General features: G+C 59.6%; 14 protein-coding genes. 11 read left to right on the forward strand and 3 right to left on the reverse strand.

Annotation, left to right across the window (positions count from 1 at the left end; translation table 11 throughout):
- Nucleotides 1-46: 46 nt before the first annotated feature.
- The 10 genes from SCM96_00285 to SCM96_00330 all read left to right on the forward strand — a co-directional run bounded on the left by SCM96_00285 (nt 47) and on the right by SCM96_00330 (nt 8,308).
- Nucleotides 47-1,324 carry a nodulation protein NfeD gene (locus SCM96_00285; protein MDW7759060.1) on the forward strand — a complete coding sequence of 426 codons (1,278 nt, stop codon included), beginning with the start codon at nt 47-49 and terminating at the stop codon, nt 1,322-1,324.
- Between the two features lie 43 nt (nt 1,325-1,367).
- Entirely contained in the window at nt 1,368-2,138 is a 771-nt protein-coding gene (locus SCM96_00290; GenBank protein MDW7759061.1) for a slipin family protein, read from the forward strand.
- Nucleotides 2,135-2,737: an SPOR domain-containing protein gene (locus tag SCM96_00295; protein MDW7759062.1), complete on the forward strand. Its 603-nt coding sequence runs from the start codon at nt 2,135-2,137 to the stop codon at nt 2,735-2,737. Before SCM96_00290 ends, SCM96_00295 begins: the two co-directional genes overlap by 4 nt.
- Nucleotides 2,738-2,755: 18 nt before the next feature.
- Nucleotides 2,756-3,866, forward strand: a protein-coding gene (gene prfB, locus SCM96_00300) for a peptide chain release factor 2 (GenBank protein MDW7759063.1) whose coding sequence is annotated in 2 segments (ribosomal slippage) — nt 2,756-2,827 and nt 2,829-3,866 — 1,110 coding nt in all. Because the reading frame shifts where the segments join, the coding sequence is not laid out codon by codon here.
- Nucleotides 3,859-4,134: a DUF1844 domain-containing protein gene (locus SCM96_00305; GenBank protein ID MDW7759064.1), complete on the forward strand. Its 276-nt coding sequence runs from the start codon at nt 3,859-3,861 to the stop codon at nt 4,132-4,134. The genes prfB and SCM96_00305 overlap by 8 nt, the downstream gene beginning before the upstream one ends.
- Before the next feature lie 6 nt (nt 4,135-4,140).
- The gene (locus SCM96_00310) at nt 4,141-5,079 is read left to right on the forward strand and encodes a bifunctional riboflavin kinase/FAD synthetase (protein ID MDW7759065.1); all 939 of its coding nucleotides are present in this window, start codon (nt 4,141-4,143) and stop codon (nt 5,077-5,079) included.
- Nucleotides 5,080-5,111: 32 nt separating this feature from the next.
- On the forward strand, nt 5,112-5,678 hold the full coding sequence (gene pyrR, locus SCM96_00315; protein MDW7759066.1) for a bifunctional pyr operon transcriptional regulator/uracil phosphoribosyltransferase PyrR: 567 nt from the start codon (nt 5,112-5,114) through the stop codon (nt 5,676-5,678).
- A 10-nt stretch (nt 5,679-5,688) separates the two neighbouring features.
- Nucleotides 5,689-6,972, forward strand: coding sequence for a dihydroorotase (locus SCM96_00320; protein MDW7759067.1), 1,284 nt, complete (start codon nt 5,689-5,691; stop codon nt 6,970-6,972).
- On the forward strand, nt 6,969-7,703 hold the full coding sequence (gene rnc, locus SCM96_00325) for a ribonuclease III (protein ID MDW7759068.1): 735 nt from the start codon (nt 6,969-6,971) through the stop codon (nt 7,701-7,703). The genes SCM96_00320 and rnc overlap by 4 nt, the downstream gene beginning before the upstream one ends.
- 101 nt (nt 7,704-7,804) lie before the next feature.
- Nucleotides 7,805-8,308: a hypothetical protein gene (locus SCM96_00330; GenBank protein MDW7759069.1), complete on the forward strand. Its 504-nt coding sequence runs from the start codon at nt 7,805-7,807 to the stop codon at nt 8,306-8,308.
- Nucleotides 8,309-8,520: 212 nt separating this feature from the next.
- On the opposite strand, the gene SCM96_00335 is transcribed toward SCM96_00330, so the two are convergent.
- The 3 genes from SCM96_00335 to SCM96_00345 all read right to left on the reverse strand — a co-directional run bounded on the left by SCM96_00335 (nt 8,521) and on the right by SCM96_00345 (nt 13,103).
- Nucleotides 8,521-10,206, reverse strand: a complete 1,686-nt coding sequence (locus tag SCM96_00335; protein ID MDW7759070.1) for an amidohydrolase family protein — start codon at nt 10,204-10,206, stop codon at nt 8,521-8,523.
- Nucleotides 10,207-10,275: 69 nt separating this feature from the next.
- Entirely contained in the window at nt 10,276-10,629 is a 354-nt protein-coding gene (locus tag SCM96_00340) for a hypothetical protein (GenBank protein ID MDW7759071.1), read from the reverse strand.
- Nucleotides 10,626-13,103 (reverse strand): penicillin acylase family protein, encoded by a 2,478-nt coding sequence (locus tag SCM96_00345; GenBank protein MDW7759072.1) that lies wholly within the window; start codon nt 13,101-13,103, stop codon nt 10,626-10,628. Before SCM96_00345 ends, SCM96_00340 begins: the two co-directional genes overlap by 4 nt.
- A gap of 146 nt (nt 13,104-13,249) precedes the next feature.
- Here SCM96_00345 and SCM96_00350 point away from each other — a divergent pair, with 146 nt between their 5' ends.
- Nucleotides 13,250-14,488, forward strand: a complete 1,239-nt coding sequence (locus SCM96_00350) for an Nramp family divalent metal transporter (GenBank protein ID MDW7759073.1) — start codon at nt 13,250-13,252, stop codon at nt 14,486-14,488.
- Nucleotides 14,489-14,777 lie beyond the last annotated feature (289 nt).

A 14,777-nucleotide genomic window follows, 5' to 3' on the forward strand; every position in this document is an offset into this window, starting at 1 on the left:
ACCCTCAGTTGACTTGACCCGTTCGAGTTCCTATAATGGGAACAACATGAAAAAGATCCTGTCCTTGTTGATGGCGGGAGCGATCGCTCCGGCCCTGGCCTCGGCCTCCATCTTAACGCTCCGGATCGACGCCCCGATTCATCCCGTGACGTCCGAATATATCGTCAAGGCTCTCGAGAAAGCCGAGGCCGAAGGATACCGCCTGGTTATTTTGAACATGAACACGCCGGGCGGACTGGACTCCTCCATGCGCGAGATCATCGAGAAAATCGTCAACTCGCGCGTTCCCGTCGCCGCTTATGTCAGCCCGGGAGGCGCCCGGGCGGCATCGGCGGGATTTTTCATCGGCGTCGCCTGCGATGTTTTCGTTATGGCGCCGGGCACCAACACCGGAGCCGCCAGTCCGGTCGGCGTCAGCATCACCGGCCAGGCCATGGACAAAACCATGGAGGACAAGGTCACCCATGACGCCGCATCCTATATCAAAACCCTGGCTGAGAAAAGAGGCCGCAACGTCCAAATGGCTGAAGACGCCGTCCGAAAAGCCCACTCCTATACGGAAACGGAGGCATTGAAAGGCGGCCTGATCGATCTCGTCGCCGCATCCGAGCAGGATATCTTGGTCCATCTCCACGGCCGCGAACTGCGCCGTTTCGGAGGGGAAATGGAAACTCTTCTTCTCGAAGGGGAGTCGATCGTCCCCTATCCGATGACGAGCCGTCAAAAGTTTCTTTTGACCATTTCCAACCCCAACCTGGCTTATCTTCTCTTCATGCTCGGTCTTTTGGGATTGTATTTCGAATTCTCCAATCCGGGCGCCATTCTTCCGGGCGTCCTGGGGGGCATTTCCCTTCTCCTGGCCATCTTCGCCTTCCAGATTCTGCCCATCAATTACGTGGGACTTCTTCTGATTCTTCTGGCGGCCGGGTTGTTTATCCTGGAGCTCAAGGTCCAGAGTTACGGCATTTTATCTGTAGGAGGAATTGTGGCCATGGTCATTGGATCCCTGATGCTGATCGACGCGCCCATCCCCGAGCTTCGGCCCAGTCTGAAAATCGTCATTCCCGTTGCGGTGAGCATCTCCCTGATCATCATTTTTCTCCTTACCCTGATCATCCGCGCCCATGCCCGCCGGGCCGTAACCGGAGTGGAGGGCATGATTGGTGAAACCGGGCGGGCCATGACCGATCTCGCCCCCGAGGGGAAGGTTTTCGTTCACGGCGAAATCTGGGACGCCGAAGCCCAAGAGTCCGTTCCGAAAGGATCGCGGATCCGCGTCGTCGCATTCGCCGAAGGTTTGAAGATAAAAGTCACGAAGGTCTGAGGCGGCGCCGAGCCGCGGACCTGCGCCTTGAAAGGAGGGGCATATGATCACGTTTCCCGTCATCGTCATCGGACTCGTCGTCCTCTATATTCTCAATTCCATCAAGGTCCTGAGAGAATATGAGAGAGGCGTCATCTTTCGTCTCGGCCGCGTTTTACCCAAGGAAAAAGGACCCGGTATCATTCTTGTTTTTGCGCCCATTGACCGCATGGTTAAAGTAAGCCTGAGGCTTGTGACCATGGATGTGCCGCCCCAGGATGTGATCACCAAAGACAATGTTTCGGTCAAGGTCAATGCCGTTCTGTATTTTCGGGTCGTCGCCCCCTTGAAGGCCATTCTCGAGGTCCAGGATTTCCTTTACGCCACGTCTCAACTGGCCCAGACAACGCTTCGAAGCGTTCTCGGACAAGGTGACCTCGACGAACTCCTCTCGGAGAGAGAGAAACTCAACACCCGCCTCCAGGAAATCATCGACATGCACACGGATCCGTGGGGAATAAAGGTCCAGATCGTGGAAGTGAAACATGTCGATCTCCCCGAAAACATGGTCCGGGCCATCGCCCGCCAGGCCGAAGCCGAAAGAGAACGGCGGGCCAAGGTCATCCACGCCGCCGGCGAACTCGAAGCTTCCGACAAACTGACCCAAGCCGCCGACATTATCTCCCGCAATCCCCAAGCTCTGCAGCTCCGCTATCTCGGCACGCTGAGCGAAATCGCTTCGGAGAAGAACTCGACCATCGTCTTCCCCGTTCCCATCGAATTGCTTAAAGCGTTGGCTGGAACTCCCGCGGCGGAGACCAAACCCCGTTCATGAAAACCAGAGATTTCCGGGAAATACAGATCTCAAGCTCGCTTCTGGTGTTCATCTTTCTGGGTGTTCTGGCTCTCGGCGTCGTGATTTTCCTTCTCGGCATTTCCGTCGGTAAAAGCCAGTCCCGGATCATGGTCGAGACGGACACGCCGTCCCATACCGTCACGGAGGTTCTTCCCAAGGAAACGCCCATTCCCGTCGTAACCGCCGGGGAAAAACCCCGGGACGTGAAACCGGGGGAGCCCGCGCCCAAGCCTGCAGAGAAAACAGAAGCGGCTCCCCCGGCGGCGGAAACCGCGGCCCCTCCGACAACGAAACCCAAGGTTGAAACTTCGCCCAAACCGGCGGCCAAGAACGCCTTCGCCATCCAGGTCGGCGCCTACGATGACCGGGTTTCGGCCCGGCAAGTCGCCGATCGTTTCACAAAGCGAGGCTATACGGCCGTTGTTCTCGAACCTTTCCGCTCCGACAGAAAGCCCTATTTTCGGGTCTGGCTGAGAGGTTATCAAAACCGGGAGACCGCCCAGGCGGCTCTGGACGGATTGAACACAGCGGAAAAAAGAAAGACGGACTATTACCTCGTCAAGGACGACCGAGAGTAAAACATTACGGAAGAACCGATGCCAGAACTCAACCCCGAAATCCAATCCCTCATCACATCCAGCCTGAAACGATTCGAGGACCTTCGAGGTTTTCTTTGACCTGGATGCCAAAACCACGACTCTGAACACCGTCATCGAGGAGCTGAACGCCCCCGAGTCGTGGCGGGATCGAAAAAACGCCCAGTCTCTCCTGCAGAAAAAGAAAAGAATCGAGCGCGATCTGACCGTTTTCCGGCGCCTCGGCACTCTCAAGGACGATTTGGAAGTGCTTGCGGAACTTGCCGGCGAGGGCGAACAGGTCGAACAAGACATCCAGTCCACGGCGGAAAAATTGTCTTCGGGACTCGACGAGGCGGAACTTCAGGGGCTCTATTTCGAAGAAGACGACATTCGCAACGCTCTCATGACCATTCATCCCGGCGCGGGGGGAACGGAATCCCAGGATTGGGCCCAGATGCTTTTCCGGATGTACCTGCGCTATGCGGAACGCAAGGGATACCGCACGGAGATTCTCGACCAACTGCCGGGAGAGGAAGCCGGGCTCAAGAGCGCAACTTTCCGCATCCAGGGAGATTTCGCTTTCGGCAACCTGGCGGGTGAGTCGGGCGTCCACCGGTTGGTCCGGATTTCTCCCTTTGACGCCAACAAGAGACGCCACACATCTTTCGCCGCCGTTTTCGTCTATCCGGAAGTCGACGAGGACGTCGAGTTGGAGATCAATCCCGATGATCTGCGCATCGACACCTACCGGTCCTCGGGAAAAGGCGGCCAGCACGTCAACACCACGGATTCGGCCGTCCGCATCACGCACATTCCGACCAACATCGTCGTTCAATGCCAGAGCGAAAGATCGCAGCACAAAAACAAAGCGGCGGCCATGAAAGTCCTCACGGCCCAGCTCTATGAAATCGAACGACGGAAAAAGAATTCCAAACTCGAAAAACTGGAAGATTCGAAGTCCGAGATCGCCTGGGGTAACCAGATCCGGTCCTACGTCCTCCATCCTTACCGCATGGTCAAGGACACCCGGACCAAATGCGAAACGGGCGACACCGAGTCCGTCCTGGACGGCGATCTCGACGATTTCATCAAGGCGGTTTTGATTTTGAGAAGGACGCAACATGGATGAGAAAGAATTTCTGCCTCCCCTCGAGTTCAGTTCTCTGGTGTTCCCGTTTTATACCCAGGCCTTGATCAAGCTCGGCGCCATGGAGGTCCCCGCAAACGGCGAATTCGCCGCCAACCCGGAACTGGCCAAACGGCTCATCGATCTTCTGGATCTTCTCAGGGACAGGACCAAGGGCAATCTGGAGGAGGACGAGGAAAAATTCCTCGAAGCCTGTCTGTCCCAGCTGAAAATTCATTATCTCCAGAGCGTCGAACGTCTGAAGATGTAAGCCGTCATGCGCGTCTATCGCGGGTTTGACGCCTACCCCGCGCGCCCTTCCCCTGCGGCCGCGGCCATCGGCAATTTCGACGGGCTTCATCCGGGCCATGTCAAGATCCTGGAGCGTCTGAAATCCGCAGCCGCTCAAGGAGGTTGGCGATCGCTTGTCCTGACCTTCGATCCCCACCCGGCGCGGGTTTTCGGCCATCGAAAAAATTTCCGTTTGATTCAGACTCTCCCCCAGCGCCTGGAAGGATTGAAATCCCTGGGCATCCAAGCCGTCCTCATCGTGCCGTTCGAGTCATCGCTGCCCGCGCTCTCTCCGAAAGAATTCGTGGACGATATCCTGATCCGCAGGCTTCGGGCCCGGGCCGTCGTCGTCGGCCGCGGTTTCCGTTTCGGCCGCAGCCGCACGGGCGGCGCAGCCGATCTCACACGATACGCCCGGGGAAGCGATGCGTCCGTCGTCGTCGTGCCTCCCGTCATCCGGCAGGGTCGCATCGTCAGCTCCACGATCATTCGGGATGCTCTCGGACAGGGCCAAGTCGCCCGAGCCGCCGCCTGGCTCGGCCGTCCTTACGAGATCACCGGACGCGTCGTTCACGGCTGCGGACGGGGATCCGGACTGGGATTTCCCACAGCCAACATTCTTTCCGACAATGAAATTCTTCCGAAAGGCGTCTTTGTGTCCCAAGTTCTCGCCGGCCGTCGCACGTTGCCGTCCATGACGAGCATCGGCACCTGCCCGACGTTCGGGGGCGCCTCCCTTTCCATCGAAACCCATCTTTTCGGGTTTTCGGGAAATCTTTACGAGACGTTCCTTCGAATTCGATTTCTTGAGAAGATCCGTTCCCAGAGAACATTCCCGAATGCCGAGGCTCTGCGCAAACGGCTCGATCGAGACAGAAAGGACGCTTTGCAACATTTCCGCCGGCTTGACATTCGGACGGCGTGATGGCATTTTCGATACCAGGAGGACAGAACCGTATGAGCGACAAGATCAAAGCCAAGGTCATGGACGCCGCCAAGATCCGGCGCGCGGTCAACCGGATGGCGACCGAAATCATCGAGCGCAATCGCAATCTCAAGAACCTCGTGATCGTGGGAATCCGCACCCGCGGCATTTTCGTCGGCCGCAGAATCGCGGCGGCCGTCCGCGAACTCGAAAACATCAAGATTCCCGTCGGCGTTCTGGATATCACCCCCTATCGCGACGATTTTTCCTCACTTGAAAACCAGAACATGGCCGAAAAAACCAAAATCCATTTTCCCCTCGCCAAAAAAGACGTCATCCTGGTGGATGATGTCCTGATGACCGGGCGGACCATCCGGGCGGCCATGGACGGCGTGTTCGGCCTTGGCCGGCCCCAAACCGTCCAGCTTCTCGTTCTGATCGATCGGGGACACCGGGAACTGCCCATTCGGCCCGATTATGTCGGCAAGGTGCTTCCCACTTCAAAGCGGGAACTTGTCCAGGTGAAGTTCAAGGAGGCCGATGGAAGCGATGAAGTTCTGATCACGGAACCGATCGGGAAAAAACTCAAATCCAAGTGACGGGAAGACCGTGAAACTCCTGATTCAAAACGGGCGGATCGTCGATCCCGCGTCCCGGACAGAGGCCGTTCTGGACATTCTTATCGCCGAGGGCAGGATCGCCGGGATGGGATCCCGACTGGATTGCCGGGCCGATCGGACCGTCGACGCCTCCGGATGGGCCGTCTGCCCCGGATTCATCGACATGCATGTTCATCTGCGGGAGCCCGGATATGAACACAAGGAAACCATCCGAACAGGTTCCCGGGCCGCGGCCCGCGGGGGTTTCACGACGATCTGCTGCATGTCCAACACCCAACCGGTCAACGACAGCGTGGAGGTGACGTCCTTCATTCTGGACGAGGCGATGCGATCTTCCTCCGTCCGCATTCATCCCATTGCCTCCGTGACACGGGGCATGAAAGGTCTCGAACTCACGGATATGGCCGCTCTGGCTGACGCCGGGGCCGTCGCCTTTTCCGACGACGGCCGGCACGTCGGCGATTCCGGAGTCATGCGCCGGGCCCTGGAATGGGCCGATTCCCTCAACCGCCTGGTCATCGATCATTGCGAAGATCTCGCTCTTGCCGCCGGCGGCGCCATGCATGAAGGCTCGCAAAACCGGCGCCTGGGCCTCAAGGGCATCCCGTCGGAATCGGAGGCCGGGCCGGTCCGCAGGGATATCGCCCTGGCCCGCGAAACCCGATCGCGGGTCCATATCGCCCATTTGAGCGTCAAGGGCGCGGTCGAGGCCGTTCGCGAGGCCAAGGCCGAAGGCGTCCGCGTCTCGGCGGAAGCGACGCCACACCACCTTGTTCTGACCGATGAGGCGCTGGAGAGGCCGGATCCGAATCTCAAGATGAATCCTCCGCTCCGCGGCCGGGAGGACGTGGACGCGCTTGTCGAGGCCGTCCGCTCCGGTGTCGTCGACGCCGTAGCCACAGACCATGCTCCCCATGCCCCCGGGGAAAAAGCCGCGGATTTCGACGAGGCGCCCTTCGGCGTCATCGGGCTTGAAACGGCCGTCTCCATTCTTCTTGACCGGTTCGTCCACAAGAATGTTTTTCCGATGATGAGACTTGTCGAACTGCTCTCTTGGAACCCGGCCCGACTTCTCGGATTGGAAGGTGCGGGTTGCATCGCCGTGGGCGCAGCCGCCGATCTGACCTTGATCGACACGTCCGCCGAGATCGTTGTCGACGCCGCCGCCATGGAGTCCAAAAGCCGGAACACGCCTTTCCACGGCTGGACGCTTCGAGGATGTCCGGTGATGACCGTCGTCGGAGGCCGGATCGTTTTCCCTTTTGAGCCATGAAAGCCACGCGACTCGAAAAAAAAATCGGCTACATCTTCAAAAACCGGGACCTTCTGATCCAGGCACTGACACACAGCTCCTATGCCTATGAAAACCGTGATGCCCAATCCCGGGACAACGAACAGCTGGAATTTCTCGGCGATTCCGTGGTGGGGATCGCCGCGGCCGAGTTTCTCTTCTTCGCCCGTCCGGACCTCGACGAAGGCGAGCTTTCAAAAATCAAGGCGTCCGTCACGAGCACGGTGGCCCTGGCCCGCTTCTCCGAAATCATCCGGTTGGACAAGGCCGTTCTTCTCGGCCGCGGCGAAGAACGGTGCGGCGGGCGGAAGAAAGCCTCCATCCTGGCCGGAGTCTTTGAAGCGCTCATGGGGGCCGTGTATCTGGACGGAGGTCGTGACGCGGCCAAGCCCATCCTCGATCAATTGTTCCAGGATTCTCTGAAGCGCCTGAGAACCGGACATGTCGGGATCAACAACAGCAAGTCCGCTCTCCAGGAACATTTTCAAAAAGACAATCTGCCCCCTCCTGTGTATCGAACGCTCACCGAAAAAGGCCCGGATCATCAAAAGGTTTTCGTCGTCGAAGTCTGCCATGACGGACGGCCCCTGGCCAAAGCCAAGGGATTCTCAAAAAAATGCGCCGAACAGAATGCCGCGCAAGCCGCTTTGAAAAAGATTCTCGGAAGAAAAATGAAGGTCCTCTCGCCGGGCGCCTTCCTCATCAAATCATGACGCTCTGTTCACACTGCGGAAAACGAAAAGCCAAGCGGTCGTGTCCGGCCCTGAGGGATCGCATCTGCCAACTCTGTTGCGGGACCTTGCGGGGGAAAAAAGTGCCCTGTCCCGAAGACTGTGATCATTTCCGGAAGCACACGCCCTACCAAGATGCCAAAGCCCGCCCTGCGGAATCTTTCGAGGATGCCGATCGCGTTCTCCAGGACGATCGCCTGATGTGGCTGGTCTTTCACATCGAAACCGCTCTGCATCAAGTCGCTGCGGGCGACCTTTCTTTCGCCGACGGAGCGGCAATCCAGGCCCTTGAGTGGGCTTTGGCGGAAACCGGTAAAGACCGTCGCCTGGTTCTTCTTCCGGGGGAGTTCGATGGTCCTGTCGATCCGGCCGGACAAGCCCTTCTCGATGCCGTCGAGGCCTGCTGGTTCTCGAAGTCGGTGATCCTGGAGACCGAAGGCGAGGGGTACAGCCGGGAGGACAAGATTCTCTGCCTGAAGTTCCTGCTTCAGGGCGGCCGTCATCTCTCCAAAGGCCGGAGAGATGGACGGGCTTTTCTCGATTTTCTCGCCGACCGGATGGACCGCCTCAAAGATCCTCAGATCTGAAAACTCTCGGCTTTCCATATTTGAGGCCGACCGGGATGACCTTGTTCGCGCTCGGGTTTTCCACGCCGTTCATCGGCGCCCAAAATCCGGGGTCCCTTCCGAAACGGCTCATGAAGGTTAACCCTCCCATGGTCGTTGCGGATATCATCGCCCGACCTTTCTCCGACAACGATACTTTCAACCCGTATCGGGTTGATTGCGATGATCAAGGGCTATCTCGTAATGACGCGGCCGGCCCGGCGGCCCGTGATCGCACCGTTCTCGACGGCGAATTCGCCCCCGACCAGGACGTGAATGATACCCTCGGAATGGCGGTGGGGTTCGAAAAATGTGGCCGTGTCCCGAACGGTTTTCGGGTCGAAGACGACGATGTCCGCATGAAAACCCTCGCGGACCATGCCCCGGTCCCGAAGCCCGAGAATGACGGCTGGAAGCGACGTGGACGAGCGCACGGCGTTTTCCACGGACAGAACGCCCCGCTCCATGGCATAGCGGCGGATTTTTCTGGGAAACGTCCCATAGAAACGAGCATGGACCGGGCCGTCCGCGGGAAGGGCGATCGAGCCGTCAGAGGCCGTGGCCACCCAGGGTTGGGCATAGAAGGCTTCAATATCGACCTCGGAGAGAGAGAAGCCTCTGAGGCGGGCGCCGCCGGGACGATCCTCGTAGCCTTCAAGCTGAAGCCGAAGGACGGTCCCGACCTCGTCAAGGCCCCAGCCCGCGGCCAGGTCCGCCAGAGTTTTCCCGATCAGGCTCGGCTCCGGATGATCCATAACGACGATGTTTTCGACGCCGCCCCGCCAGTTGAGGGCCGCCCGGATATCCATTTCGAGCGCGGCAACGCGCTTCGGATCATTGAGAACGGACTGAAGCCCCCGGCGCGGACTTGTGCCAAGAGCCCACTGAGGGATGAGAACGATGCTGCCGTCGCTCCCTGATGTGTTGTAGGGATAGCAGTCGGCCCAGATGTCGAGACCCCGGGCCCGGGCCTCGTTGATGAGACGAATGAGAATTGTGCTCGCGCCCCAGAAATCCGCGCCCCTCGCCTTGATGTGGGAGGCGACGACACGGGCGCCCGTGGCCCCCGCGACTTCGATGAGTTCCTGAATGTTTTCGATCATGGTCGGAGGACCGGGCGGGTCCTGGCTGGGCGTGTACCACATCGGCGTCAGACCGGCGGAGCGTTCATGGGCCATGTAGACCGCATCGAAAGGAACAAGCTCCCGAACCAGTGCGCTGATTTCTTCCGTGGTGCTCCATCGGGCCGGAACATATTCGAGACCCGAGGACATGCCGAGGGCGCCGTCTTCCAGGGCCCGCCGCACAAGCCCGGCCATGGAACGGATTTCCTCCGCAGAGGCCGGTCTTCGGAAATCTCTTTTCATAACCTCCCTGCGGACGGCGTTGTGTCCGATGAGAAGAACGACATGGGGTCCGGTTCCCTTGTCTTCCAGGATGTGTCTTTGAACTCCGATTTCGACAGGGCCGTAGCCGCAGGAATTGGAGACGACGAGCGTCACGCCCTGGCTGAGGTAATTGGGGGCTCCGAAACGGGCCTCGTTTTCGCCGGTCCAGATCCCTTCGCGGGTGACGGCGTCATAAGCGTGGGTGTGGATGTCGATGAATCCCGGGGCGATGACCAGGCCTCGGACATCCACGGTCCGGCCGGCCGCAAGGCGCCCGGCGAGTTTTCCAACGGCGACGATCCGGCCGTCCCGAACCGCGACATCGCCGTGATAACCGGGATTTCCCGATCCGTCCATGATCGTTCCCCCGGTGAAAAGAATATCGCACGCGTCGCGTTCTTTTGCCGAATCGAATGCCGCGGCGAGCGAAAAAAGAACGCAGGCCGCAACCGCAAGAAACGATCTTCGCATTCCCCCTTTTTTCGATGCCATCCCCTCCTCCTTTACCCTTCTGTTTTTTGATCCGTCGATTTTTTCAACCGATTTCCGGCCGGCGGCGTTTTAGTCACTCCTTTCTCTTCGGAAAAGCGTCCGGACGGCATATCCCGCCAAAGCGGCCGCTCCGGCGGCGCCGGCCGCGACGAGGGCCGTTGCGGCCATCATGAAACCCGCTTTCCCGAGACCGATCATTTCGGCCATCCGCCCGGCGATGATCCGGCTTCCGAAAAGATAATGGAAACCCGCCGCCCCGAGCCACAGCAATCCGGCCGCCGCGAATCCTGTCCGGAAAGCCGCCCATCCGGAGCGCGCCGAAGAAGCGCCGAAGACAAAGGGAACGATCATCACCCACCACCAAAAAGGCGTCAGGAGTTGAAGAACAAGGATCACGGACAGGCAGATAAGAATCGCCGTCATTTTGCGCCTCTCAACACGGTTCGCTTCACGATTTGGGGATGGCCGTCGTCCGCGGATTTCAGAAAGAGAAGCTCATAGGGCTTCCCGTCCATCCAGTCGCCGATGAAATCGTCATAATGCCGGGAGCCCGGATTTCCGGATTGGCCGCCCGGATAAATCCCCCAGGCCCTGATCTCAGGCCCCATTTCGACGACCATGGTCCACGACGGGCCCCAGTTCGAGCCGACCGCACGGACCGCGGTTGAGTCCCCATCAACAATGAGGTTTTCCCGGCTGAGGCCCGGGATGCGGGCCAAGTGTCCGATCCGGGTTCCTTTCGCCCTTCCCCATTGCCAGGCCTCTCCGGGAGGTCCCCGCCTCTCTTCGAGTTTGCCGGCGGCATCCCGGAATGCGCGGCGCGCGATATCCGGAAGCGTTTCCTTTTCCGGAGTCGTCTTGTCATCGAAAAATCCCGACTCCGGGCGATTGAGAATGAGATCGATCGTGACATCGCTCGCCGGATGCGGCATCCGGTCCGTGCCGTCCGGCTTTTTGTTATCCCAGATCAGCCGGTTGAGGGAATTCCAGAATTCCCTGAAGATCGTCGGTGCCGGCGAATCCGAAAGGTATTCAAAGTTCCATTCCTGGAGCTTTTCCAAACACCAGACTTCGAGGTCCGATCCTTGTTCATTCTCAAGAAAACCGAGCAAAACGGGCAAAACCTTGCGGGGCCTCAGTCCGAGGACATCGTTCTGCATCCGGATCATGTCCTCAGGTGTGATGTCCGCTGATTCGGCAAGAATCTCATTGATCCGGGCCCCTCTCTCGAAAGAGACATAGTTCCACCCAAGATAATAGGGATAATCCGGTCCGGCGGGCGCCTGGTTGGCCGAACTGACGAATCCCCGCTCCGGATTTGTGATACGGGGCAAATGTTCCGTCGGAATCCAGCCGGCCCAATCGTGGGACGGGTCCGCCCCGTCGAGAATATATCGGCCCTGGCCCTTCCAGCGCAGCGGGAAGGCTCCGGCATGCACGATGGCGATTTGCCCCGCGGCATCGGCATAGACGATATTCTGGGCCGGATGGATCCAGGGTTCCTGGGCTTTCATGAAGTCCTCATAACTTTCCGCCCGGTTGAAGCGATGAAACGCCAGGATCAAGTTGGAAGGATCGTGGGCCAGCCAGCGGAGTGCGGCATCCGGCGGCACATCGGCAACATCGAACGCCGGCTCGCCCTGGAGGCGAACGACAGGCCCGTGGTGGGTGTAGAGGACCCGTTCGACGACGGGTTGAGCCCCGCGGACTTTGATCTCTTCTTCGCGGACGATGGTTTTCCGCCACTGCCCGCCGTAGAGATATTCCGAGCGGCTTTCGTCCCTGAAGGTGACGGCATACCAGTCGAGAACATCCGATCCGGCGTTTGTGTAGCCCCAAGCGAGATTTTCATTGAAACCGGCAACGACCGCCGGAGAGCCCGGAAAAGACACGCCGCGGACCCGGACACCCGGGGCGCTGAGCTGCAACTCATACCAGACAGCCGGCAGGGACAAACCGAGATGCATGTCGTTGCAGAGGAGGGGAAATCCGCTTTTCGTCAGGCGGCCCAAAACGGCCCAGTTGTTACTCCCGATACCGGGACCCGGGAGTGTGCCGAAAGGCCTCAGCGTCTGCGCCGCGGAGGCGGCGGCATCCGCGCTTATTTCCGAGGTCGGCGCATTCGGCCGGCCGTTTTCAGGAATCCGGGGAATCGGGACGGGCTCGAAATCCCACGGCATTCCGGGAGGAATGACCGGATCGGCCAAAGGAGAATGATAGGGAAAGAGAAGATCGACGGCGTCCTCCCCCAAAGAATCGCGAAGGGCGGTCATGGCCGGGTCCATGGACCCGCCGGCCAAAGTGTAGGACATGGACATAAGAAAAAGGCCGGTCTTGACGCCGCTCCAGGGTTCCGGTCGATAATCGAGAATCTTATATTCGAGCGGCAGGTCTTTCGTTTTCAGCCCGTCGATATGGGCATTGACGCCGGCGGCATAAGCATCGATGATCCGCCGTGTCTCGGAGTCATCCGCGAAGACCCGGTCCATTTTCTCGGCCGCCCCGAGCATGCCGAACCGGCGATGAAAACGATCCAGGGGGAGTGCCGAAGGCCCGATGATCTCCGCCAGCCGGCCTCCTGTATAAAGGACCTGGAATTCCATCTGCCAGAGCCGGAGAAGAGCCGCGACATAGCCTTGCGCGAAATAGAGGTCGGTGTCGTTATCAGCGAAGATATGGGGGACACGACGCATATCCCAGAGAATCCGAACCTCTCCATCCAGACCGTCGAGAACGAGTTCTTCGGGCAGCGCATCCATCCGTTCGCCGTTCTGCCAGAATCCGGCAAAGGGGTTCAGGAGCTTGCCGAGCGGAGGAATTCGGCCGTGGGAATTGTTGAGACCCCAGAATATGAAGGCGGCGACAAGAAGCGAAACCGCCGCACGGATGATCTTCATTTCGCCCTCCTTAGAGATCCGAACGCAAACCGTTGGAATCGGTACGGCCGCAATCGGGATGAGGATAGTCCAGGTCCACTCCCCCGTCAAGCTTTTCCCCGACACATCTTGACTCCCGGCACCGCCTGCATTAGGATGGGCGCCGCATGACCATCCGCGACCGCCTGCGCAATATCGGCCCCGCGGCGCTTGTGACGGCGGCCTTCATCGGCCCCGGAACCGTGACAACCTGCACGCTGGCCGGAGCAAAATTCGGCACTGCTCTTTTATGGGGTCTCCTCTTCTCCGTCATCGCCACCGTCGTTCTCCAGGACATGTCGGCCCGCCTGGGCATCATCGGACGCCGCAGCCTGGGCGAGGCCATCCGGGAATCGGCCCGAAGCCGCTGGGCCCGCCTCCCGGCCGTCATTCTCGTCCTGTCGGCCATCGTCGCCGGCAATGCGGCCTACGAAACGGGAAATGTCCTCGGGGGCGCCATGGGACTGGAAACTCTTTCGGGCTGGAGGGGATTTCCCGTCGGCGGATTCGACGTCAACGCCTGGGCCCTGATCATCGGCGCGGCCGCGTTCGGACTTCTTCTCTGGGGAAACTACCGGACAATCGAACGGTCTCTTGTCGCTCTGGTCGTTCTTATGAGCCTTGCTTTTCTGACCACGGCGGTCATGGTCGGCCCGAAACCCGGTGAGCTTTTAAATGGTTTGGCCGTACCGTCTCTTCCGCCGGGTTCTCTTCTGACCCTCGTCGGATTGATCGGAACGACTGTTGTCCCCTACAACCTGTTCCTTCATGCCTCGGCGGTTCGGGAACGCTGGAAGGATCCCCGGGACATCCGGGCGGCCCGGCTGGATATCGGAATCGCCATTCCCCTGGGCGGGATCGTGTCCATGGCCATCGTCGTCACCTCGGCCGCATCCTTTTATGGCGCCCCTGCCGAAATCGGGGGCGCGGCCGACATGGCCGTTCAACTCGAACCGCTGATGGGAGCCTGGGCCCGGATCTTCCTGTCCCTCGGGCTTTTCGCCGCCGGAATCACATCGGCCGTGACCGCTCCCCTGGCCGCCGCCTATGCCGCGGACGGCATTCTGGGCTGGAAGGCCGGACGCAAGGATCCGCGCTTCCGAATGGTCTGGATGGGCATCATCGCGATCGGCATGTTCTTTTCCCAAGCGGGTTCGAGTCCGGTCCAGGCCATCCTCTTCGCCCAGGCGGCGAATGGGATTCTCCTGCCTCTCGTCGTCGTCTACCTTCTTTGGGTGATGAACCGGGCGGCGATCATGGGACCGCGCTCCAACACGTGGGCGGCCAACCTGGCAGGCGCTTTCGTGCTTCTTATCACCATGATGCTCGGCCTGCGAAGCCTGCTTCACGTGCTGCGACTGATCTGACGGATTTGAAAAGCCGTATTGGTGACTTCCACCGGTTCATTTCCCCAGCCGTTATTCTCGTTGAAGATGCCGGTGGAATAACACTGTCGCGACCGTTCCATCATCGCCGGCACAAAAAACCCCCGGTGTATTTCCGCCCCGGCTCGGCCCAGGCATCTGGGCGTGCGCCAAGAGCCATTCCAAAATGGTTGGTAACTCCCGGGCGACGACAAGGGTGTGGCCGTATCCCGAAACCCTCCGGTAGGTGACCGGAAGCCCGCGCTCGGCCGCCTTTGCGGCCGGAGGCTCA

The organism is Acidobacteriota bacterium (genome assembly GCA_033549365.1).
GTDB lineage: Bacteria > Acidobacteriota > Aminicenantia > Aminicenantales > Saccharicenantaceae > JAWSUF01.

Coding starts and splice junctions, on each gene's coding strand:
- SCM96_00285 (MDW7759060.1), top strand. CDS start 47: ATGAAAAAGATCCTGTCCTTGTTGATGGCGGGAGCGATCGCTCCGGCC.
- SCM96_00290 (MDW7759061.1), top strand. CDS start 1,368: ATGATCACGTTTCCCGTCATCGTCATCGGACTCGTCGTCCTCTATATT.
- SCM96_00295 (MDW7759062.1), top strand. CDS start 2,135: ATGAAAACCAGAGATTTCCGGGAAATACAGATCTCAAGCTCGCTTCTG.
- SCM96_00305 (MDW7759064.1), top strand. CDS start 3,859: ATGGATGAGAAAGAATTTCTGCCTCCCCTCGAGTTCAGTTCTCTGGTG.
- SCM96_00310 (MDW7759065.1), top strand. CDS start 4,141: ATGCGCGTCTATCGCGGGTTTGACGCCTACCCCGCGCGCCCTTCCCCT.
- pyrR (MDW7759066.1), top strand. CDS start 5,112: ATGAGCGACAAGATCAAAGCCAAGGTCATGGACGCCGCCAAGATCCGG.
- rnc (MDW7759068.1), top strand. CDS start 6,969: ATGAAAGCCACGCGACTCGAAAAAAAAATCGGCTACATCTTCAAAAAC.
- SCM96_00335 (MDW7759070.1), bottom strand. CDS start 10,206: ATGGCATCGAAAAAAGGGGGAATGCGAAGATCGTTTCTTGCGGTTGCG.
- SCM96_00340 (MDW7759071.1), bottom strand. CDS start 10,629: ATGACGGCGATTCTTATCTGCCTGTCCGTGATCCTTGTTCTTCAACTC.
- SCM96_00345 (MDW7759072.1), bottom strand. CDS start 13,103: ATGAAGATCATCCGTGCGGCGGTTTCGCTTCTTGTCGCCGCCTTCATA.
- SCM96_00350 (MDW7759073.1), top strand. CDS start 13,250: ATGACCATCCGCGACCGCCTGCGCAATATCGGCCCCGCGGCGCTTGTG.